Origin of the sequence: Cyanobacterium sp. Dongsha4 (assembly GCF_036345015.1) — a bacterium.
Taxonomy (GTDB): domain Bacteria; phylum Cyanobacteriota; class Cyanobacteriia; order Cyanobacteriales; family Cyanobacteriaceae; genus PCC-10605.
The window spans coordinates 2,830,064-2,852,126 of sequence record NZ_CP084098.1; the positions used below are offsets into that span (position 1 = coordinate 2,830,064).

At 33.9% G+C, this 22,063-nt stretch carries 26 protein-coding genes; 15 read left to right on the forward strand and 11 right to left on the reverse strand.

Annotation, left to right across the window (positions count from 1 at the left end):
- Nucleotides 1–70: 70 nt before the first annotated feature.
- The 3 genes from Dongsha4_RS12150 (at nt 71) to Dongsha4_RS12160 (ending at nt 1,098) form a co-directional block, all read left to right on the forward strand.
- A complete protein-coding gene (locus Dongsha4_RS12150; protein ID WP_425590760.1) occupies nt 71–364 on the forward strand; it encodes a nucleotidyltransferase family protein in 294 nt (97 codons plus the stop codon).
- A gap of 138 nt (nt 365–502) precedes the next feature.
- Nucleotides 503–775, forward strand: a complete 273-nt coding sequence (locus Dongsha4_RS12155; RefSeq protein ID WP_330202638.1) for a WXG100 family type VII secretion target — start codon at nt 503–505, stop codon at nt 773–775.
- Nucleotides 776–795: 20 nt separating this feature from the next.
- Nucleotides 796–1,098, forward strand: a complete 303-nt coding sequence (locus Dongsha4_RS12160; RefSeq protein ID WP_330202639.1) for a hypothetical protein — start codon at nt 796–798, stop codon at nt 1,096–1,098.
- A gap of 182 nt (nt 1,099–1,280) precedes the next feature.
- On the opposite strand, the gene adhE is transcribed toward Dongsha4_RS12160, so the two are convergent.
- Nucleotides 1,281–3,920 carry a bifunctional acetaldehyde-CoA/alcohol dehydrogenase gene (gene adhE / locus Dongsha4_RS12165; RefSeq protein WP_330202640.1) on the reverse strand — a complete coding sequence of 880 codons (2,640 nt, stop codon included), beginning with the start codon at nt 3,918–3,920 and terminating at the stop codon, nt 1,281–1,283.
- A 624-nt stretch (nt 3,921–4,544) separates the two neighbouring features.
- Complete coding sequence (locus Dongsha4_RS12170; RefSeq protein ID WP_015218565.1) at nt 4,545–4,781, reverse strand: NifU family protein; 237 nt, start codon at nt 4,779–4,781, stop codon at nt 4,545–4,547.
- A 1,023-nt stretch (nt 4,782–5,804) separates the two neighbouring features.
- Here Dongsha4_RS12170 and rpoD point away from each other — a divergent pair.
- The 6 genes from rpoD (at nt 5,805) to Dongsha4_RS12200 (ending at nt 10,319) form a co-directional block, all read left to right on the forward strand.
- The gene (gene rpoD, locus Dongsha4_RS12175; protein WP_330202641.1) at nt 5,805–6,965 is read left to right on the forward strand and encodes an RNA polymerase sigma factor RpoD; all 1,161 of its coding nucleotides are present in this window, start codon (nt 5,805–5,807) and stop codon (nt 6,963–6,965) included.
- Between the two features lie 121 nt (nt 6,966–7,086).
- A complete protein-coding gene (locus tag Dongsha4_RS12180) occupies nt 7,087–7,272 on the forward strand; it encodes a type II toxin-antitoxin system HicA family toxin (RefSeq protein ID WP_330202642.1) in 186 nt (61 codons plus the stop codon).
- Between the two features lie 22 nt (nt 7,273–7,294).
- Complete coding sequence (locus Dongsha4_RS12185; protein ID WP_330202643.1) at nt 7,295–7,504, forward strand: type II toxin-antitoxin system HicB family antitoxin; 210 nt, start codon at nt 7,295–7,297, stop codon at nt 7,502–7,504.
- 121 nt (nt 7,505–7,625) lie between these two features.
- Nucleotides 7,626–8,414, forward strand: a complete 789-nt coding sequence (locus Dongsha4_RS12190) for an RNA methyltransferase (RefSeq protein ID WP_330202644.1) — start codon at nt 7,626–7,628, stop codon at nt 8,412–8,414.
- A 142-nt stretch (nt 8,415–8,556) separates the two neighbouring features.
- Nucleotides 8,557–9,378: a nucleoside triphosphate pyrophosphohydrolase gene (gene mazG / locus Dongsha4_RS12195; RefSeq protein ID WP_330202645.1), complete on the forward strand. Its 822-nt coding sequence runs from the start codon at nt 8,557–8,559 to the stop codon at nt 9,376–9,378.
- A gap of 122 nt (nt 9,379–9,500) precedes the next feature.
- Complete coding sequence (locus Dongsha4_RS12200) at nt 9,501–10,319, forward strand: HAD family hydrolase (protein WP_330202646.1); 819 nt, start codon at nt 9,501–9,503, stop codon at nt 10,317–10,319.
- 74 nt (nt 10,320–10,393) lie between these two features.
- Here the strand turns inward: Dongsha4_RS12200 and Dongsha4_RS12205 are convergent, their stop codons facing one another.
- Together Dongsha4_RS12205 and Dongsha4_RS12210 are read right to left on the reverse strand one after the other, a co-directional pair.
- Complete coding sequence (locus Dongsha4_RS12205; protein ID WP_330202647.1) at nt 10,394–10,978, reverse strand: rhomboid family intramembrane serine protease; 585 nt, start codon at nt 10,976–10,978, stop codon at nt 10,394–10,396.
- Nucleotides 10,975–11,463 carry a GNAT family N-acetyltransferase gene (locus Dongsha4_RS12210; RefSeq protein WP_330202648.1) on the reverse strand — a complete coding sequence of 163 codons (489 nt, stop codon included), beginning with the start codon at nt 11,461–11,463 and terminating at the stop codon, nt 10,975–10,977. The genes Dongsha4_RS12205 and Dongsha4_RS12210 overlap by 4 nt, the downstream gene beginning before the upstream one ends.
- Before the next feature lie 25 nt (nt 11,464–11,488).
- Here Dongsha4_RS12210 and Dongsha4_RS12215 point away from each other — a divergent pair, with 25 nt between their 5' ends.
- Both Dongsha4_RS12215 and Dongsha4_RS12220 read left to right on the forward strand, forming a co-directional pair.
- Nucleotides 11,489–11,905 (forward strand): secondary thiamine-phosphate synthase enzyme YjbQ, encoded by a 417-nt coding sequence (locus Dongsha4_RS12215; protein ID WP_330202649.1) that lies wholly within the window; start codon nt 11,489–11,491, stop codon nt 11,903–11,905.
- A gap of 91 nt (nt 11,906–11,996) precedes the next feature.
- Nucleotides 11,997–13,058: a YheT family hydrolase gene (locus tag Dongsha4_RS12220; protein WP_330202650.1), complete on the forward strand. Its 1,062-nt coding sequence runs from the start codon at nt 11,997–11,999 to the stop codon at nt 13,056–13,058.
- 92 nt (nt 13,059–13,150) lie between these two features.
- Here Dongsha4_RS12220 and Dongsha4_RS12225 read toward each other — a convergent pair whose 3' ends face one another.
- Entirely contained in the window at nt 13,151–14,110 is a 960-nt protein-coding gene (locus Dongsha4_RS12225) for a sensor domain-containing diguanylate cyclase (RefSeq protein ID WP_330202651.1), read from the reverse strand.
- Between the two features lie 119 nt (nt 14,111–14,229).
- On the opposite strand from Dongsha4_RS12225, the gene Dongsha4_RS12230 reads away from it, so the two are divergent.
- Entirely contained in the window at nt 14,230–14,556 is a 327-nt protein-coding gene (locus tag Dongsha4_RS12230) for a YbjQ family protein (RefSeq protein ID WP_330202652.1), read from the forward strand.
- A gap of 70 nt (nt 14,557–14,626) precedes the next feature.
- Nucleotides 14,627–16,750, forward strand: a complete 2,124-nt coding sequence (gene recQ, locus Dongsha4_RS12235; protein WP_330202653.1) for a DNA helicase RecQ — start codon at nt 14,627–14,629, stop codon at nt 16,748–16,750.
- 12 nt (nt 16,751–16,762) lie between these two features.
- On the opposite strand, the gene Dongsha4_RS12240 is transcribed toward recQ, so the two are convergent.
- The 5 genes from Dongsha4_RS12240 to Dongsha4_RS12260 form a co-directional block, all read right to left on the reverse strand.
- A complete protein-coding gene (locus tag Dongsha4_RS12240; RefSeq protein WP_330202654.1) occupies nt 16,763–18,784 on the reverse strand; it encodes a pentapeptide repeat-containing protein in 2,022 nt (673 codons plus the stop codon).
- A 72-nt stretch (nt 18,785–18,856) separates the two neighbouring features.
- Nucleotides 18,857–19,090: a hypothetical protein gene (locus Dongsha4_RS12245; protein ID WP_330202655.1), complete on the reverse strand. Its 234-nt coding sequence runs from the start codon at nt 19,088–19,090 to the stop codon at nt 18,857–18,859.
- A 54-nt stretch (nt 19,091–19,144) separates the two neighbouring features.
- Nucleotides 19,145–19,522 (reverse strand): 6-carboxytetrahydropterin synthase QueD, encoded by a 378-nt coding sequence (gene queD, locus Dongsha4_RS12250; protein WP_330202656.1) that lies wholly within the window; start codon nt 19,520–19,522, stop codon nt 19,145–19,147.
- A gap of 65 nt (nt 19,523–19,587) precedes the next feature.
- Complete coding sequence (locus tag Dongsha4_RS12255) at nt 19,588–20,151, reverse strand: cupin (RefSeq protein WP_330202657.1); 564 nt, start codon at nt 20,149–20,151, stop codon at nt 19,588–19,590.
- Complete coding sequence (locus Dongsha4_RS12260; protein WP_330202658.1) at nt 20,148–20,777, reverse strand: methylthioribulose 1-phosphate dehydratase; 630 nt, start codon at nt 20,775–20,777, stop codon at nt 20,148–20,150. The genes Dongsha4_RS12255 and Dongsha4_RS12260 overlap by 4 nt, the downstream gene beginning before the upstream one ends.
- Nucleotides 20,778–20,823: 46 nt before the next feature.
- On the opposite strand from Dongsha4_RS12260, the gene Dongsha4_RS12265 reads away from it, so the two are divergent.
- Together Dongsha4_RS12265 and Dongsha4_RS12270 are read left to right on the forward strand one after the other, a co-directional pair.
- The gene (locus tag Dongsha4_RS12265; protein ID WP_330202659.1) at nt 20,824–21,042 is read left to right on the forward strand and encodes a DUF2997 domain-containing protein; all 219 of its coding nucleotides are present in this window, start codon (nt 20,824–20,826) and stop codon (nt 21,040–21,042) included.
- A gap of 141 nt (nt 21,043–21,183) precedes the next feature.
- The gene (locus Dongsha4_RS12270; RefSeq protein WP_330202660.1) at nt 21,184–21,576 is read left to right on the forward strand and encodes a hypothetical protein; all 393 of its coding nucleotides are present in this window, start codon (nt 21,184–21,186) and stop codon (nt 21,574–21,576) included.
- 112 nt (nt 21,577–21,688) lie between these two features.
- Here Dongsha4_RS12270 and Dongsha4_RS12275 read toward each other — a convergent pair whose 3' ends face one another.
- Nucleotides 21,689–22,006 (reverse strand): nucleotidyltransferase family protein, encoded by a 318-nt coding sequence (locus Dongsha4_RS12275; protein ID WP_330202661.1) that lies wholly within the window; start codon nt 22,004–22,006, stop codon nt 21,689–21,691.
- Nucleotides 22,007–22,063 lie beyond the last annotated feature (57 nt).

A 22,063-nucleotide genomic window follows, 5' to 3' on the forward strand; every position in this document is an offset into this window, starting at 1 on the left:
AAGGGAGATTAGCGGGGATAAAATTCTTTTTTTAAGAAGAGTTAAGACGGATAAAATTGGAACTATTATTATGATGAATAAACAACAAGTTATCGATATTATCAAAGTACATCAAACACAAATCCATGATTTTGCCGTTAAAGAATTGTTTTTATTTGGTTCAGTGGCAAGGGGAGAAGAAACAGAAGATAGCGATGTTGACTTTTTAGTCAATTTTAATCAACCAGTAGGATTATTTACATTATTGAAATTAAAAAGTTATTTAGAAGATTTATTAGGGTGTTCCGTTGATATTGGTACATCTGAATCCTTACGTCCTCATCTAAAAGAAACAGTATTAAAGGAGGTTATTCGTGCCATTTAAGCAATAAGAAATATGGTAATTTATTAATCGCTTTAGCAGATTTAAGCTATAAGCCTTCTCAATTTATTGCAAGGCAACGAAAATGCTAGAATATAAAAATAATTTAAGGGATATTTTAAACTATCAGGGGAAAATTTGATGACACAGGATATTGATATTGATATTGATGAATTAAAGGAATTTATTGATGCTTTACAATATTTTCAATATGTCATGAGCGATCGATTTCAAGCAGTAGAATCTGATTGGAATCGTTGCGATGAATCTTGGGAAGGGGAATCAAAAAAACGTTTTACTGATGATTTTGAAGAAATGCACAGTCAAGTGAAAAGAACTTTATTAGCAGGAGAAGATGCCTTGGAATGGCTAAAAAAATATTATCAAATATTAAAAGATTTTGAAAAATTTTAATAACAATATAGGAGTAAAAAATGGCTGAACAAACAAAATTTAACCGACAAGATGCTGAAGATTTATTAAGACAATTACAAGAGTTTAATTACATTTTAAACGATGAATGGGTAAGAGTTTTAAATAAATGGAGAAATCTTGAATTATGTTGGCGTGACAAACAATTTGAAGAATTTGAGCCTCTTTTTCAAAAATTTAAAGCTAACTATCGAGATGCCGAATATAATAGTGAAGAATTTATCCGTTTTATTAAAGAACAAATAGCCATCAGTGAAGAAAGACAAAGAGTATTAAGTAATTTTCAGAGAATTAGAAGCTCATAATATTAATCGGAAATAAGAAAAAAATTAAATCATAGCGTTTATCTGAATGCTAAAGACATGACAATTATCCGTATTCGGGAATGGGAAATAAGCTGTATCTGCATTAGCATTAAAAAACTACAACACCTCAATACCCCAATACCTCAACACCCGCAACCTGAAACCTAACCTTTGTATAGCTTTTAACCCAAACTACTTAATTCTTCTGGTTGGTGATAAAATTGAGATTCGAGATTAAAGCCACGATATGCCATGATATACAATTCCTTCATGTCCTTAATTAGAGGATAACGGGGATTTGTACCAGTACATTGATCATCGAAGGCTTGTTCTGCTAAACTTTCGATCGCATCATAGAACTGTTGATCTTCTATTGATAACACTTCTCGGATGGTAAGGGGAATATTTAACTCTTTTTTCAAGTTTTCTACTGCTTCGACGAGTTTCTCAACTTTTTCATCCTCTGTTATACCCCCTAACTGTAAATAGTCCGCAATTTGGGCATAACGAAATTTAGCATTAGGATACTTATATTGAGGGAAAATCGCCTGTTTAAAGGGTGCATCCGTCGCATTGTAACGAATAACGTGGGAAATCATCAACGCATTAGCCAACCCGTGCGGTACATGGAAACTTGACCCTAATTTGTGAGCTAAAGAGTGACAAATTCCCAAAAAGGCGTTAGCAAAAGCCATTCCCGCAATAGTCGCTCCGTAGTGTACCTTTTCCCTTGCTTTGAGGTCTTTCGCTCCATTATGATAGGCACTGGGTAGATATTTAAACAAAAGTCCGATCGCTTTTAATGCTAAACCACTGGTAAACTCGGTGGAATAAATGGACACATAAGCCTCTAAAGCGTGGGTTAAAGCGTCAATGCCTCCAAATGCCGTTAAACTCTTGGGCATATTTAACACCAATTCAGGATCAACTATGGCAATATTTGGGGTTAAAGCATAGTCAGCAAGGGGGTATTTCATGCCCGTTTTTTCATCAGTGACGACAGCAAAAGGGGTTACTTCTGAGCCTGTGCCTGATGTGGTGGGAATGGCTACCATAATCGCTTTTTTGCCCAATTCAGGTAAATCATATACCCGTTTGCGAATATCCATAAACCGAGTGGCGATGCCCTCAAATTCGATGTCTGGGTGTTCGTACATTAACCACATCACTTTTGCCGCATCCATCGGTGAGCCTCCCCCCAAAGCGATAATAACATCAGGATTGAAGCTGTTTAACAGAGCTAAACCACGATTGACGGTGGCAAGGCAAGGATCAGGCTCAACATCGTAGAAAATGTCGTATTTTATGCCCATTTGCTCTAAAACGCTCTCTATTTTCTTGGTCATACCCAACTCATAGAGGGGTTTGTCGGTGACGATGAAAGCCTTTTCTTTTCCTGCTAAATCCCCTAAAGCAACGGGTAAGCTACCGTATTTGAAGTAAACCTTCGGCGGTACACGAAACCAAAGCATATTTTCTCGCCGTTCGGTGATAGTCTTAATGTTGAGCAAATGTTGCACTCCCACGTTACCACTGATGGAGTTACCGCCCCAACTACCACAACCGAGGGTTAAAGACGGATCAAGACGGAAGTTATACAAATCCCCGATCGCACCTACGGAAGAAGGAGTATTTACTAATACCCTAGCAGTTTCCATTTTACTTTCAAAATAAGCAATTTCTTTGTGTTTATCAGGACTAATATAAACAGAGGATGTATGCCCTTTTCCGCCAAATTCGACCAATTGAGCCGCTTTTTCCGTCCCATCTTCAAAGGTATCCGCTCGATACATTGCTAAAATGGGAGATAGTTTTTCATAAGCAAAAGGCTCATCATAACCTATTTTTTCTACTTCTCCAATTAATACTTTGGTATCGGTTGGAATGGTAATATTAGCTAGTTGAGCGATTTTTTGCACGGACTGCCCTACTATATCAGCATTAATCCTACCATCTTTGAGTAAAATATTCCTCAATTTATCGATTTCTTCATCTTTGAGAAAGTAAGCTCCCCTAAGCTCAAATTCTTGTCTAAATTCGTCATAAATGGCATTTTCCACTATAATCGACTGTTCAGAAGCACAAATCATGCCATTATCAAAGGTTTTACTGAGCATAATCGAAGATACAGCCATTTTGATATGGGCGCTTTTCTCGATAACGGCGGGGGTATTTCCAGCCCCTACCCCTAAAGAAGGATGTCCAGAGGAGTAAGCCGCTTTCACCATTCCCGGTCCTCCTGTGGCAAGAATTAGCTTAATATCTGGGTGTTGCATCAACGCTTGAGAGGCTTGTAATGTCGGTTCTTCAATCCATCCGATTATATCCTCTGGCGCACCAGCCGCGATCGCCGCATCTCTGACAATTTTTGCCGCTTCGATGGTACATTTTTTCGCTCTGGGATGGGGGGAGAGAATAATTGCGTTGCGAGTTTTGAGGGCTAAAAGGGTTTTAAAAATTGCGGTAGAAGTGGGGTTAGTAGTGGGAATAATTCCTGCGATTACCCCTAAAGGTTCGGCTATTTTTTCGATGCCATAACATTCATCTTTTTCGATAACTCCGCAGGTTTTTTCGTCTCGATATTTGTTATAAATAATCTCAGAAGCAAAGTGATTTTTTATTACTTTATCTTCAACAATTCCCATGCCTGTTTCCTCACAAGCCATTTTAGCTAAGGGGATTCGGGCAGAGTTTGCCGCTAATGCAGCCCTTTTGAAGATGCGATCGACTTCTTCTTGAGAAAAATGTGCATACTGTTGTTGAGCTTTTTTAACATTACTAATTAACTGCTCTAAAACTGCTAAACTATTAGCAAATTCCATAAGAAATAACTCCTATTTTTTAGGTCAAATGTAGAGATATATTGATTAAGAGTTGGAAGATAAAAAATCAATTTTTATTCTTTAACTTCATTATAGACAATTCTATAAATTGAATTATTTATTTTTTATTAAGCTATTTCTCTATTTCTTCCAAAAATTATCCCAATGCAACATATTTGGGTTTTATAACAGTTTGATTAAGATTAACATTTCACAAACAACATTAGCTATTATGGCTCTTCTGCAGTGATTGGGGCAAATTATTATAAATTAACTATTTTAATTAAACCTAAAACTTGCCATCTGAAACCTTTTTTTAGGGATAATCCATCATATCTCAAGTAAGATAGTTACTATCATTCTTTACCAAAGAATTTTTAATTTCAGGGTGTAAATATTTGTGTTGAAAACCAATAAATTAAATATGCGTTGATGAAAAAGTGAATGGAGGTTTTTTACTCTTAAGTAATGAATTACTATACTATCCAAACTCACAATATTATGTTACGAGAAGAAAATTCTTGCCTGTTGCCTACTTTCACTCAGATTAAGCGGTAGAAGTTATAAACTTCCTGAGTATAACAAGGGGCTTAAACCCCTCGCAAATCCATCATTACTAAAAAATTAAATTACTTGCTCTACTTCGGCAATTTCGGGGATATATTCTCTTAAACGGCGTTCAATACCCATTCTAAGAGTCATAGTAGAACTAGGACAAGAACCACAAGCTCCCTGTAATCTTAATTTTACAGTGGGTCCATCAATTTCGACTAATTCCACATTTCCACCGTCTGCCATGAGATAAGGGCGTAATTCATCTAATACTTGTTCCACATTTTCAGGTGTTAATGCTAGAGACATAATCGCTATTTCTTTTTCTTAATAACTTTTCCCACTATGATAACTAAAACCAAGACAATTAAGTTGAGCTGAATTGTTAAGCACGTTTTTAAACACATTTTAAAGATAGAGTGTTGGTAAATTAAACCATGATTGATGAAAGAAGCGATCGCACATTTTTAACTCAACTATATTACTGGTAAAGGTTATGGTCTAACATTACATTAAAACTGTTGCCCGTTGACCAATTTCACCCACCTCAAGTTATGCTTTTCCAGAGTATAATGTCACCCAACTAATCCTATCTGAAGGAAATCCATTAAAATTCGATGACAAATTATCAGTAAAATTACACAGACTATGCCCAAAATCGAAAAGGTTTGTTAACCTAGTGGTCAGGGATGATTAAGAAACAATCATAATTTACATATGTACCATAAAGAACATGAAGGCTCTATGATAGAAAAGTATCGTTTCTGGATGCTATTTTCTGTGAAATTCATTACAATATCTGAAGATTTTAATAATCAGACTTATTAAAAACTCCATGATGTTTATTTATATTGATATAAAAGTTTTAGGAGAATAACAAGATAAAGGGATTCAAGAGTTAATGGAAAAGAAGGAAAAGGAGGTAAGGTTAGTCAGCAATGAGAACCCTCAACCCTTCCTACTTTCTGTTAGCCAGAATCAAACACTTTTATCTTTCGCTGATCTACAAGTATATCAGACTGTGGAATTTTCCAAAATAAAAAGAAACAGTCGGCTAGACTTGCCTTGATTTATAAAGGTTAAGGTTATTAACTTCAGGTTGATTCCTGAATGTCTTTTCTCTAAAGTAAAACATTCACTAACTATATTTAGATGACACTACCAATTAATTTTCACTCTCTATTCGCTAATATCGATGCAATGGTGAGGGTTTTGTTGGTGTTAATTTATGGTGAAGTTGTTTTGGAGGAGAGATAATTTGTTGTATTTATTTTTTTGATTATCTAATCTATCTTCTCAGTAAATTTTCAGAAGGAGTACGAGGAAAACGGCATGACCCAAGCACAAGAAATTTTAGCAACTATCTCACCCGTTAATGATTTAGAAGAAATGTTCGATTATAATTCTTCGGTTTCTGGCAGGGAAGGAGAATTAAGTGAGATGATTGTCGAGGCTGATTCCATTGGTGTAGCAGATGTTAGTAGTAAAAAATCCCGCAAGTTATCTGCTACCCCCCGTCGTCGAGGTCAATCGAAGAAAAAGCCCTTTACGGAAGATTCAATTCGTGTTTACCTACAAGAAATAGGACGTATCAGGCTATTACGCGCCGAGGAAGAAATTGAGTTAGCTCGACAAATTGCTGATTTATTGGATCTTGAGTATATTCGTTCTACTTTAATTGAACATTTGGGGCGTGTGCCAACGGATGAAGAATGGGCGATCGCATCTGATATGCCAAATATGCGTCAATTTAATCGTCGTTTGCATATTGGACGCAGGGCAAAGGATAAGATGGTACAATCCAATTTGCGTTTGGTGGTATCTATCGCTAAAAAGTACATGAATCGGGGTTTATCTTTTCAGGATTTGATTCAGGAGGGTTCACTTGGTTTAATTCGAGCCGCCGAAAAATTTGACCACGAAAAAGGTTATAAATTTTCCACTTACGCTACATGGTGGATACGACAAGCAATTACAAGAGCGATCGCAGATCAATCTCGAACTATTCGTCTTCCCGTGCATCTTTATGAAACCATTTCTCGCATCAAAAAAACTACTAAGATGCTATCTCAAAAAATGGGACGCAAACCCACAGAAGAAGAAATTGCCGAAGATATGGAAATGACCATTGAAAAGTTACGCTTCATTGCAAAATCAGCACAATTACCCATTTCTCTGGAAACCCCCATTGGTAAGGAAGAAGACTCCCGTTTAGGAGATTTTATCGAGGCAGATGGAGAAACCCCAGAAGATGAAGTATCTAAAAATTTATTGAGAGAAGATTTAGAAAATGTGTTAGACTCCCTTAGTCCTCGTGAAAGAGATGTTTTAAGACTGCGCTACGGGTTAGATGATGGCAGAATGAAGACTTTAGAGGAGATAGGGCAAATCTTCAATGTTACCCGTGAAAGAATCAGACAAATTGAAGCTAAGGCTTTGCGTAAGTTACGTCATCCTAATCGGAATAGTATATTAAAAGAATATATCCGATAGATAATTGCTTGAGTTCGGAATTAGGAGTTAGGAGTTAGAACTCACATTTTCCTCATTATTTTGTAGTTTACAGGAAATTAATGATTAAATTACTGGTGAGTTTGCGACTTTAAAGATTTATATGAAAGTAAAAGAAATTCTTAAAATCATCGAAGAAGACGGTTGGTATTTAGTCAGAACAAAAGGTAGTCATAGACAATACAAGCATGATATTAAAAGAGGATTAGTTACAGTACCTGGCAAGTTATCGGATGATTTAGCTTTAGGTACAGCTAATAGTATTTTTAAACAAGCACAAATAAAATAATTCAACTACAGGAGTAAATTTTATGCGCTATGCGATCATAATCGAAAAAGCACTATCAAACTATTCTGCTTATTGTCCTGATTTACCCGGATGTGTTGCTACGGGTAATACTATGGAGGAAATAAAAAAAGAAATGGCAGATGCAATCTCCTTCCACTTAGAAGGGTTGCGAGAGGAAAATTTACCAATACCATTACCATTATCTGTAACTGATTATATTGAAGCTAGTTAGGATAATGGGAAGAAATATATTTAGGTGGTGGTGATGCGGAGTGTTATTCTGCTCTTATGATAAGTGGGTGAGTAAAATTAATTGTATATTTTACGCTAAAAATTAATTTAATATATTTTTTATGTTAACCAGTGCGCAGAATCCTCTTATTAAACAAGTTCGCAAATTACATAATAGTAAAGAAAGACATAAACAAAATTTGCATCTATTAGAAGGCACTAATTTAATTTCTGTGGCATTGGAAGTCAGTTATCCCTTAGTTACGGTGTTAACTACTGAGTTGTGGCAGAAAAAAAATCCCTTTTTATGGGAAAAATTACAGAGTCAAGGGGAAAGAGTTGAAACAGTTTCTGAAGAGGTGATGACGAAACTAGCAACTACTGTCAATCCCGATGGGGTAGTGGCAACTGCTAAAAGGAATTCGGTGGTGTCTCAACCTCGGCAAAATTTACAATTGGGGTTAATTCTCGATCGCATCCAAGACCCCGGAAATTTAGGTACTATTATTCGTAGTAGCGTGGCCATGGGTGTGGACTTTATCTGGTTAAGTGGAGATTGTGTCGATTTGGATAATCCTAAAGTAATGAGGGCTTCGGTGGGGGAATGGTTTAAGATTAAGGCAAAGGTAGAAGATAATTTATCACTTTTAATTACTGACTATCAAAAAAAAGGTTATCAAATTATTGCCACTGATTTACAAGGAGATATAAAACCTTGGCAAGTTGATTTAACTGCCCCCACGATTATACTTATGGGAAATGAGTCCAGAGGATTGTCGGCAAATTTAAAAAACTTAGCCACTCACAAGCTCAAAATTCCTCTACTTAATGATGTGGAATCCCTTAACGTTGCGATCGCATCTTCTTTGATCTTACATGAAAGAATGAGACAAATTGAAGTTTGGAGTTAAGGGATTGGGGGGTTAGGGAGAAGTTAATTCAACCCTGTTTTTTTGTCTTAATTGTTATTGTTAACTTTTAATTGTTAATCGTCTTTATCCTGTATCAATTGTCAACTATTATTTGACATTATAATCACCCTTTGAAATCATCATGACCAAATTTGCCAGTCACCCTAATCAAAAAATCTTAACTGCACTAGAACGCTTGATCGACATAGTAGCCAAGTTGCGATCGCCTCTAGGGGGATGTCCATGGGATTTAGCCCAAACTCAAGAATCTTTAATTCCCTACATTATTGAAGAAGCCTACGAAGCAGTGGACGCTATTCACTCTCAAAATCAGGCAGAAATAGCCGAAGAATTGGGAGATTTACTCTTACAAGTCGTTTTACAAGCACAAATTGCCCAGGAAAATGAATATTTCACCCTTGAAGATATTGCTGAGGGTATCAGTGAAAAACTAATTCGCCGTCATCCCCACGTTTTTGGTGATGTTGAGGTAACAAGTGAGGAAGAAGTACATCACAACTGGGAAAAAATTAAGCAAGAAGAAAAACAAAAAACCCATGCTTTATTAAGTGAAAAACTCAAAACTTATGTGCGTAGCTTACCTCCTCTGATGGCAACCTTAAAAATTTCTAAACAGGCAGCAAAAGCGGGATTTGAGTGGGAAAACGTAGAAGGAGTTTGGGATAAGTTTCAGGAAGAATTAAAAGAATTTCAAGAAGCTATTATTAAAGGTGATCTACAACACGCCGAAACGGAGCTAGGTGATTTATTATTTACAGTAGTTAACTTAGGGCGTTGGTATGGGATTGACCCCACTGTTGCCCTACAGGGAACAAATAATCGTTTTATTCAAAGGCTTTCCCTCATGGAGCAAAAATGCGATCGCCCCTTGCAAGAGTATTCATTGACTGAATTAGAAGCTCTCTGGCAATCTGCAAAGAAACAATTATCTATTGACGAGTAATTAGTAGAAGTCAGAAGTTTTTAATTCTTAATTCTTAACTATTGCCTTGTCTTAATTACTAATTACTGATTTTTAACTGCCTTTGCCCTGTGTTTTAATTAATTAACATTTACTATAAAAAAATGACAGATATAAAATTGCTAATTCTCGATATTGATGGTACGATTTCTGGGAAATCTAATCAGGTAACAGAAAAAGTAAAAAATGCCATTAAAGAAGCCCAAGAAAAAGGGGTAAAAGTTGGTTTAGCTACAGGGAGAATGTTTTGTTCTGCTTTAAGATTTCACCAAGAAATTAACGCTGACTTACCTATAATTGCTTATAACGGTGCTTGGATGCAAAGAGTTGATAATCAGGAAATACTTTTACATCAGCCTGTAAATAAAAACATTGCTCAGGAATTAATGCAATATTTTAGGGAAAAACAAATAGATAATGAATTAGAAATTCATCTTTATTATGATGATCAATTATATGTAGAAAATTTCTCAGAAAAAACAGATTTTTATGTTACTAGGTCTGGAATTAATTTTAATGTAGTAGAAAAATTAGAAACTTTATTAAATAATCATCCCACAAAAGTTTTAGCACAAAGTCCTGATGCTGATTTTATCGGCAACCTTTTACAAGATTTACAAATTCGTTACTCCACAGATGAACTATATTTAACTCAATCCAATCCTATTTATTTAGAAGCAACTCAAGCCAATGTCAATAAAGGTTCAACAGTAAAGTATCTTGTGGAAAAAATCTTAGGTTATAACCCCCAAGAAGTTATGGCAATTGGTGATAATTACAATGATTACACCATGTTGGATTATGTTGGTTTGGGTATTGCGATGGGGGATGCACCCCCAGAAATTAGGGCTATTGCGGCGGGAGTTACTCAAGATGTGGAAAATGATGGAGTTGCAAATGCGATCGCATCTTATATTTTATAGAAATCTTTGATTTATAGGTATTTTGGACTGTCACCTGTTACCTACTCTCAGGGACACTACTCCTTCATCAACCCCTAATTATCTTGATTATCAGCAATAAATTTCGCCGCTAAAACTCCTCCTAAAAAACCAAATAGATGAGCTAACCATGAAATACGAGGGTCTGTTGGTAATACGCCCCACACCATTCCACCATATAAAAAAATAACAATTAAGGAAACGGCGATAGAAGGGATATTTTTTTGGAATAAGCCCCTAAACATCAAAAATCCCAAAAAACCGAAAATCACCCCACTAGCACCCACCGTAACTGAGTTAGGAGAAGCAAATAGCCAGACTCCTAAGCCACTCACAATCATTGAGAAAAAAGTAACGATGAAAAAATCACTGGTTTTCCTTAACATGGTTAAGAATCCTAATATGATAAAAGGAAAAGTATTAGCGATTAAATGGGGTATATCTCCATGTAAAAAAGGGGCGAGAATGATGCCTCTTAAGCCTGTCAAATTTCTCGGTATAATTCCCAAATAATCGAGGCGATCACCGAAGAAAGTTAGATTTATAATTTCAATTAACCAGAAAATAATGACAAAAACGCCGAGGATGGTAAATTGAATTTTTACCTCTTTTGCCAATGCTTTTAAATTCTCATCGCTCATGAGTCTGATGTGTATGGAATAATTTTTTCCATTTTATAACGATCGAAGGCAACATCTCCATAATTTACTATTTCCATTTCAATCACGGTAAAACCGCAACGGGTAAAAACAGGATAGGAAAAAAAACTCGCTTCCGTAAAAAATCTCTTTATTTGTCGGTTAACACCTATATTTAAAACGTAATTTAACAGTTTAGTACCGTAACCCTGACGGGTATAATCTGGATGAATATATAATGAGGCGATATGTCCATTTTTGCGCAAACCGCAGAAACCAACTATTTGTTGCCTAATCAATAGTAAATATGTATCGGGATCGAAAATAAAATATTGAAAACTGTTAAAATTATCAGGGGCGGCAGACCATGCTTCTACTTGTGCAGGAGAATATAAGCTAGGGGCAAGTTTTTTAACCGTATAACGGTATATTTGTCTAAGGGTATCAAAATCCGCCAATGTTGCCATTGAAAAACTCAATTCTTCCATTTTTTTGTTTAATTATTTTACTGTTATGAAACTTCACCAACAAGTAATCCAAGTCAAAACTAGCGGTAAGTGCTTACATAAGATAACCTCTCAGGTGAATGACGTGGTCATTAATTCAGGTATTAAGACGGGTTTATGTACGGTTTTTATTCTTCATACTAGCGCAAGTTTAATTATTCAAGAAAATGCCGATCCTGATGTATTAGCTGATTTGAGTAGTTTTTTTAGTAAGTTAGTGCCTGAAAGTGCTGATTATCTCCATAGTGCAGAAGGTGTTGATGATATGCCTAGTCATATTCGCTCTGTCTTGACTAGCACTTCTGAGAATATCATAGTTCGTCAGAGGCGTTTATGGTTAGGTACTTGGCAAGGATTATATTTATGGGAACATAGGATGCGATCGCATCTTCGCCAAATAGCTGTCCATATTCAAGGGGAATAATTTTAGTTCGGGGTTGGAGTATTACGGTTAGTGTTAATTAAACACTCTTGCCCTTTTACCTACTACTACTTTTTTGATCAACCTCAAATATATGTGGCATTACGAACCGAGTATTTTTTTGCGTAGTGGTTTAATTCAAACTCTCTATATTGCCCTTTTTGCTCACAGAAATTGGCAGAAAACCATAAAATATAGTGAGCCGAATTATCAAGAACATATATTCTATGGTGCGAATAATGTACTCATTTATGGTTTAATAGCAATTCCTCCTCATGCTCAAGGTACGATTATTGCTACTTATGGCATTACAGGAAGTTTACAAGACCAATGGTTTTTAAAGATTTTGTCGGCTAAGGCATATGCTCAGAATTATGCGGTAGTTATGTTTGATTGGAGAGCTCATGGTAAAACGGCTTTACTTTCTCCAACCTTAACCTCTGATGGGTTATATGAAGGACAAGATTTTCTGTGTATTGCCTCTCAAAGTAAAAAATTAGGTTGCCCTCCGCAATTTTGGTTTACAGGTTATTCTCTGGGAGGAAAATTAACGTTATGGGGATTATATGAGGCATCCCATCTGAGTAAGTATGAAGATTCCTTAGAGTTATCACAAGAAGATATAGGCGGAGGTTGTGCGATTTGTCCGAGTTTGGATGCTTGGCAATCCTTAAATTATCTGGAAAATCATCCTGTAGGTAGTAAATTAGAGAAGGTAATTACCCGTAATTTACGACAATTGGCAGAAAAAATATTTCAAGCTCATCCTCATCATTTTAATCAACAACAACTCGATCGAGTCAATAGTATAAAAGAGTTCGATCGAAATTTAGTTATTCCTCAATTAGGTATTGATAGCTTAGAGGAATATTATCGACTTAGTAGCCCTCTGAGAATCATACCCCAAATAAAAAAACCGACCTTAATCTTATATGCTAAAGATGATCCCATGTTTGCCCCTAGCTTAATCGAAGAAGTTATAAAAGTAAGCGAAAACAATTCTTGGATTGACCTCACTCTTACAAAATACGGCGGTCATGTCGGTTATATTAGTAGTAAAAACTGTCAACGACAATGGAATGATCAAGATAAATGGTGGGCATGGAATCGGTTTTTAGAATGGATTACCCATTCTCAGAAGAAAAACAAAAAATAGAACCCTACTTAAATTGAAAACACTGACTCCTGAGTTTTGGATTCTTCCTTAACCACCACATCACAATTCAAATCAAATTTCTTTGATATAGTTTATTCAAAATTAGGTAGAGACTTTTCTAAATTATTAATGATAGAATTATAGTCCTGATTATATTCAGGAATAATCGTTAAAATTTCTGCGACGCACTGAAAACTTTTTTGGGCATTTGTTATTTTTGCTAAGGATTTGAAAATATTTTTTTTCACCCATAAAGCACCAGCACCATTCGTATTAGGAAGCATAATCATTATTTTATTATTCCCAAAATAAGCACCTAAATCAGCAGGACGTTTTATTTCTTCTTGAATAAAATAACCGATTTTTGCTAAGATTCTCGTATTAAATTCAGCTTCAAATCTTAATTTTAATAAAATTAATGAAAGAGGTTGTTTTTCTCTTGCTAATCTTCTCCATTCATAATCCAAACAATCAATAAAAGCTGAATAATTTGCTAAACCAGTTTGATCATCAAGAAGGGAATAAGATTGACATTGTTGCTGTGTTTCTATTAACTTATCAAAGATAATTTTTCGCTCTATTGCTAAAGTTAAAATACTAATAATTTCATCAATTTGTTTAATTTGTTCTTCTTGCCATTTACGCTCATAATTATAGTCATAAATAGATAAAATTCCCCAAAAATCAATATCTTCATTGACGGTTATAACTTGAGGTGTTTTTAGCTTAATGGGAAACAGTAATTCTGCTCTTTTTAAGGGATAAGTATCTTCCGTTAAATCATCACTGTCATGGGTAAAATAAGATTGTTGATTCTTCTTTATTTTTCCAATTAAAGAATCACTAATTTCATACAAATTATTTTCTTGAAAGGAATCTTTTTTTTTTGAAATTAGCTCTGAACCATTGATAATATTTTCTAATTCACCCCTAGAATTAAATTGACTAATAAATACTTGATCAACTTCTAAATCATGTTTGATTTTAGCAAGAATTGATAATATAAATGGATTAGGATCAATGGAAGAAAATAGTTGATTAAGGTCAATCATGGACAGTCATTTTCTATTATTAATTGATGATGGCTGGAGAAATTCTATTACTGTTGTTATTATATAATAATCTGAGCTTATTTAAAATTAGAAATTAAATTATATTTTCTTTTACCATAATGATTGTTACTACCACAGATAATATTCAGAATCGAGAAATTTCTTCTTACTTAGGTGTTGTTACAGCAGAGGTAATTTATGGCACTAATGCTTTAAGAGACTTTTTTGCGGGAATTCGTGATATGTTTGGAGGACGTACTGGTAGTTATGAAAAGGTTTTTGAAAAAGCCCAATTAGAAGCCATTGAAGAATTAAAAAAACGGGCAATTAAACTTAATGCGGATGCAGTTATCGGTATAAAAGTTGATACTGGTACAATTAATGTAGATCAAGAAGGTGTATTGTTATTGGTTACTGCCACTGGTACTGCGGTTAGTTTACAGTAGTGGTTATTGAGCCAAGTTGAGATGCTGAGTTTTGTTGATTGCAAGTCAGACAGAGGTAGGAATTTAGATAATGTCATCCTTACGCCAATCATTAAAGAAATACTTTGGTTATGATAGCTTTAGGGAAGGACAAGAAGAAATCATCCAAAATGCCCTCAATAATAATGATTTACTGATAATTATGCCCACTGGGGGCGGAAAATCTCTTTGTTTTCAACTTCCTGCTTTACTAAAAAAGGGGGTGACAATTGTTATTTCTCCTCTAATTTCCTTAATGCAAGATCAAGTTACATCGTTGCATGATAATGGTATTGGGGCAACTTTTATCAATAGCACCCTTGATTTTCAAGAAATTAAGCACCGGGAACAATTAATTCTTTCTGGTAAAATTAAGTTACTCTATCTTGCTCCTGAAAGGCTTATTAGTGAGAAGTTTCAGTCATTTTTAAATACCGTTGCCAAGACTAATGCGATCGCATCTTTTGCTATTGATGAAGCTCATTGTATATCTGAGTGGGGTCATGATTTTCGTTTGGAATATCGGCAATTAAGGCAATTACGTCAACGTTTCCCGCAAATACCAATTACGGCTCTAACTGCCACGGCAACCCCCAGAGTGCAACAGGATATTATTCAACAGTTACGGCTTCGTAATCCGATTATTCGTCGCTTTAGCTTCAATCGTCCTAATCTTTATTATGAAGTAAGACCACGAGAAAAACGCAACTATCACCAAATTTTGCAGTTAATTAATTCTTTAGAAGGTTCTGGTATTATTTATTGTTTAGCTCGTAAAACAACAGAAGATTTAGCCTATAGACTTCGTCAAGACAATATTTCTGCTCTACCTTACCATGGTGGCTTAACCGATGAGATGCGATCGCACCATCAAGATTGTTTTATTCGAGATGATGCCCGTATAATGGTTGCTACCGTAGCCTTTGGCATGGGTATAAATAAACCTGATGTCCGTTTTGTCATCCACCACGATTTACCTCGTAATATTGAAAGTTACTATCAAGAGTCAGGACGAGCGGGGAGGGATGGAGAACCAGCAAAATGTATTCTGTTATATAATCCTAGCGATGAATATAAAATCAATTATTTCATCAAACAAAAAGAAAATATCAACGAACAAAAACAAGCACGAGAACAACTTAAAAAAGTACAAGAATATGCAGAGACAAATTACTGTCGTAGAATAGTTCAATTAGGCTATTTTGGTGAAAAATATAAAGGGGATTGTGGCGGTTGTGATAACTGTTTAAACCCCAAAGAATTTATTGATTGGACTATTGAAGCTCAAAAATTTTTATCCTGTGTTGCTCGAACTAAAGAAAAATTTGGCATGAACCATATTATCAGCATTTTAAGAGGAGCAAAAAATCAAAAAATTTATCAATATGGACATCATTTATTATCCACTTATGGTATAGGAAAAGACCATACAACTAAAGAATGGCAATACTTAGGAAGATCTTTAGTTTATCAAGGCTTAGTAAGTCAAAGTAACGATGGTTATAAAATTTTAAAACTAAATAATGAAAGCTGGAAAATTTTACAACATAAAAGGAAAGTAACAATAGCTTTAAATAATGAGCAAAATAATAATTCTCAAGACCTAGATAATCCCAGAAAATTAGAAACAGAAATTTTACTATCCAGACTAAAAAAACTAAGAAAAAAATTGGCAGATGAAGAAAATATCGCTCCGTATGTTATTTTCGGTGATTCTACCTTAAAAGTCATGGCACAACTACAACCAATTTCCTTAGAAAGTTTAGGCAAAATATCTGGAGTTACAGAATATAAATTAAACAAATATGGAAACTATTTTCTCAGAGAAATAATTTCTTTTAATCATGAACAACCTGTAATAACTCCTTTACCTTCTCATACTCATATGAAAACATTACAATTCTATCAACAAGGTTTAACAGTGAGGGAAATAGCACAAAAAAGAGGCTTAACAGAATCAACAATTATTAGTCATTTCTGTGAATTAATTGAATTAAATCAACCCGTAAATATCGATGAATTTGTTAACCTAGAAAAACAGAAAAATATCAGTGAAGCCCTTAATAAAATAGGAGATAAATTTCTCAAACCTATTAGAGACTATTTAGGTAGCGAATATAGTTATGATGAAATCAAATTAGTTAAAGCTAAATTAGCTTCCTATAAAATTAAATAAATATTAGTAGTATTAATCCTTGATGAAGAGAGATTCTAAATAACTGTAAATTCCTCCACTATAATACAAATCATCAATTTTTACATAGCCTTTATTACCGTCAATTTTTATTTCAGAAGTAGGGATAAAACCTGCAAAAATTAGTTTATAATTTGGTTGAGCTTCGGAGATTTTTTGCTCACTTAAAACACATACTAAAAGGCTATTTTTTTCTATTTCAGCTTTACTAATTGACCATGAAATTTCCGTTAAATTTCCGCTACGGGTTTTAACCTGAATACCGATATTGGGATAATCTGTTAAGGTAAAGTCCACACCGCCATCACCATAATTATATAATTCGTAATCAACTTCGGTGACGAGATTTCCTAAGCGATGTTTTAATAGTGCTTCTCCTAATTTTCCTGTTAAATTATTAACGAATAGTTCAACGGATTTTGCATTTTGTTTAAATTTTTTATATTTATCTACCATCTCCCAAGAAAATGCCCTTAATTTTGCTGTTTCTTCGGTGGAAATAGTGGTTATTTCGCTATGGCTTCCTTCTAATGGGGATTCTAATAAATAGCCTTGTTTATATCTAGTTATAAAGTCTTTTTGTTGAGTTAATAAGTGGTTAAATTCTGAGATTATAGGAGATGATTGATAGTTTTTATTTAATAGGGTATTATCAAAGATTGTACCTGTCAGATTAGCACTATCAAAATTAGCTTTTAAGTTATAGCATATATAAACATTATCGAAATTAGCTTTTACACATTGACTATATCTAAAATTAGCATTTGTTATATTACATTTCTGCAAAATTGCATTATCTAAAATAGCCAAATCAAAAATACTTGAATATAAAGAACTTTTAGAAAGATTACTGTCAGATAAATTTGCTTGACTTAAATTTGCTTCAAAAAGAGTTGCTTTTGTTAAATTAACTCTTTTCATATTAGTTCTGTTTAAATTTGCATTTGATAAATCAGCTTCTTTTAAACAAGCTCCCTCTAAATCAAGATTACTTAAATTTAAACCTCTTAAATCACTATTTTGTAAATTAGCAAACTTTAAATTAATATATTTAAGTTGCTCAGTATTAATGTCTCTTAAATCGACAAAATCCAAATCTAATGGATACTCTAAAAATGTTTTGCTATTTTCATTAATCAAATTATTTATTAACAACCAAGCTATATATAATTTATTATTTTCAAAAACACTTTCATCGCCAATTATACCTCTTAAATTAGTATGATTAAATATTGCTGTTGCCAACTTAGTTCCACGAAAATCGACATTATCAAAATTTGTTTTTAACCAAATATAGCCACTGCTAGTTGTAAACCATTCATTCCAATGTGGATCAATTCCAGCTTTTGTTGAACTAAAATTTGTATTAAATAATGCACTATCAGTAAAATTTAGATTTTTCAAATCGGCAGATATAAACTCAGCATTAGTCAAATCGGACTTAGTGAAATTACAATTTATTATTGAAGGATAATGATAATGAAAACTAGGTGAATATCCTTCCAAATTTTGCATTTTTTTGAAATTGAATTTACTATTCTTTAAATTGCAGTTACTAAAATTAACATTAATTAATTTTGAAGCAGAAAAATCTGTCCCTTGTAAATTACAATTACTAAAGTTAATCTCTTTGAGATAACAAAAACTAAGGTCAAGATTTTGTAACTTATTCATGTTAGCTTGACCATTTACTATTCCCCAAACTTTATACCATTTAGAGTCAAGTCCCTGACAATTATCAATTCTAGTCTTATATAAGTATGTCCACTCTAATGATGAGTTATTTAATAATGCTTTTTCTAAATTGGTATTGGTAAAATTTGCTCCTACGAGATAAGAATACTCTAAATTTGCTCCTGTTAAATCAGCATCGCTGAAATCTGAAAAGGTTAAAATAGCACCTCTTAAATCAATATCTTTCAAAGATGCCCCTCTTAAATCTAGTTTTCCAAAAACTTTGCCCCGAAAATCTCTTTCGCCTTTTGCGTAACGCTCTAATAATTCTTGTGCTTCCATAATGTTTGAAATAGGATTAATTTTAATTAGTTATTAGCTATTATTTATTGTTTATTGTTTATTATTGATTAATTAAGATTCATCACTTAAATCCGCTAATCCTTTAATGATAAAAGTTTTATTTTCAGGAAATTCTGCCACTAATTTTAAACCTCCTCCTAAACCCTGAATATAGTTAGCTAAATAGGCTTTGCGTAATTCTCTTAATGTGATTTCTTCTGCGATTAATTGATTAGCTTCTGCTTGTATTTCTGCTTGTTCTTCAGGGGTAAAGTTTGCCATCATTTCTGATAATGTTTTAGTCATTTTTATCTACTTCCTTCGTTTGAGATATTTTGCAGAGTAGAAGCAACGAAACTCTCAAATTCTCATGTATCTTGCCGCCGCCGTGCAGGTTTCTTGGATTTCTACTGCATATAGGTTGGGCATTCCCATCGATTCTAATTTATTATATAGCCAAAGCGCGATCGCCTCGCTAGTGGGATTTTCTAAGCCCAATGATTCATTGAGGTAGTAATGATCTAAATATTGATCTAAAATAGGTTGTATATAAGCCTTAATATCACCATAATCCATAACCATGCCTTGTTTAGTGCCTTCGCTGACTAGATGATTACTACGGACATAAATTCTTGCTTTCCAACTATGCCCGTGTAACCTTGCACATTTTCCGTCATGGTGAGGTAATTTGTGGGCGGCTTCAAAGGTTATTTCTTTGTAAATAATCCATTCATCCATTTCAGTTAAGGGTAAGGAGTAGTCAATTCAATCGAAAGGAATACAGAGATTAGGGAAGATTTGTCTTAAGAGTCTAAACGAGAAAAATGTTGGGCAATGTCACTCCCCGTAAAATTAGCAACCCAACCTTCAGGATTATTAAAAAAGCGAATGGCAGTAAAATGCGGATTTTCCCCCATATCAAACCAATGACGAGTATTAGCAGGTACACTAATTAAATCTCCTCTAGTGCATAATACCTCAAACACTTGGTTATCGAGATGAAGACTAAACAATCCCCTACCATCCACAAAAAATCTTACCTCATCTTCGCTGTGGGTGTGTTCATTTAAGAATTTTTGTCTAAATTCCGCCTTTTGGGGATGATCTGAGGTTAAACTAACTACATCAACAGTTAAATAACCCTCCTCATCCATCAATTGTTTTACTTCCCGTTGATAGGCGTTTAATACTTCCTCTTGAGACACCCCAGAAGTTAAATTTTCCATGGTTTGCCACTGTTGAAAACGCACCCCCACTTCTTGCAGTTTATGGGCAATTTTGCTGATTCTATCCACTTCAGGAATACTATCACTATCAAAAATAGGTGTAGAGGGTTGATTATCTAAAAAGATTTTTAATGCTGTCATTTTCCGCCTTTAATCCTCATTATTTCTAATTCACACTTCATTAAATATTCTATCGCTTCTAAGTGGCGCAAGGCAGAAGCCATATCTTCCCCCCAAGTATATACCCCATGCCCTTTAATTAAATATCCCCAACAAGGCACACCAGTATTCAAATAATTAATCACTTCTTGAGCTAAATTGGCTATATCTTGAGTATTCTCAAAAATAGGAAGTGCGATCGCATCTTCATGAGTAGTTATACCACTAAAAGCCTTTAATAATTCGTATCCTTCTAATTGCCAATTATTATTATTTGTTATTAAACTAATGAGAGTGCTATTAAGAGAATGGGTATGTAAAACCGCTCCAATAGAGTCATCAAAACCATAGAGACTGGTATGGAGGAGGGTTTCAGCAGATGGTTTCTGGGGTGTTTGGGGTTTACCATCAAAATCAACTATCATAATATCATCGGCGATTAACCTGCCTTTATCTTTACCTGAAACGGTGATAGCACAATAATGGGTATCTAATTTTTGAGAAAAATTACTGCTAGTAGCAGGAGTCCATCCCTGAGAATATAAGTAGTTAGCAGTAGAAATAATAGATTGACAGGCTTGATCAAAGTCTTGTTGAGAATAAACCATAGGTTAAAATGAGAAACAATAATTTAGCTAAGGGGAAAATGAATCTATGTCTATGGAAACACTAGAATTTATAATATATCCTGATGGTAGAGTGCAAGAAAAAGTCACGGGCATTATCGGCAAATCTTGTCAGGAAGTAACGGAAGCTATTGAGGCACAATTAGGCAGGGTTATCTCTCAGGAAAAAACAGGAGACTATTATCAGGAAAATTTAGAAACTACTAATCAGGTTAATCATCATCAAACAAATAATTATAATTGGTAATTTTAAGGTAAGGGTTGAGTTATTTCAACCTTTATTCTATAAAATAATTATTAATTGAAAAATCTTTAAATAGTTTATATCTTATAAATTTATTAAGCGAATCCTCTTTATTTTTTATGACTCATCTCAGATTTGTAAATTATGTTAATTTTTTGTAAAAAACAGAAAAAATATAGCAATATTGTTCTTTTTAGAAATTTGCTAATCTTATTAATTCTTTCCTTATATGGTTGCCAATATAATAAAATATTTACTACAGAAAAAAATAACCAGAAAATAGAACAAAATTCTCAAGATTTATTAACGGATTCTTATACAGATAAAATAAATCAATCTACTTTCGATAATATAAAAGAAGGGATGACCTTACAAGATGTTCAAAATTATCTAGGTGTCAAAGGTTATAGAGGTGTAGCAAAAAGCGGAAATATAGAAATTGAAAGTTATTCTTGGTATTCAAGAGATGGATCAAAACTGATTAATGTTGCTTTTCAAAATGGAAAAGTAATATCTAAAACAGGAGCTGGATTTTAATAGTTTTTTCTAAGTTAGTTAACAAATTCTATGCCGCTTTAGTATTATTATTCATGATTCTTTTTTTGATACATTTTGCTTACACTTACCTATAAACTTACACGGATAAGGACTAACTTTCATATTGAATCACCGCTTCTTTGATAACTTTATCTCGAAAATAAGGACTTAATTCTTCTTTTGTTCTCAGGTCAATTTTTCGCCCATTAAATAATGTTGATAATACTCTTTCCATCTCTGATAATTTAAAGAATGTGGGAATATAATCGGCTTTAAATTCTACTAAAAAATCAATGTCACTATTTTCATTAAAATCATCTCTTAAAACTGAACCAAATAGAAATAATTTACTAATATGATAAAGTTGACAAAATTTATCTAATTTTTTTCTTGGTACGGTTATAGGTAATGACAATAATTGATTATTCATAATTTATTCTTCTTTATCGAGGTTTTTTGTGAAGATTTATCGAAAATAGTTATTGAA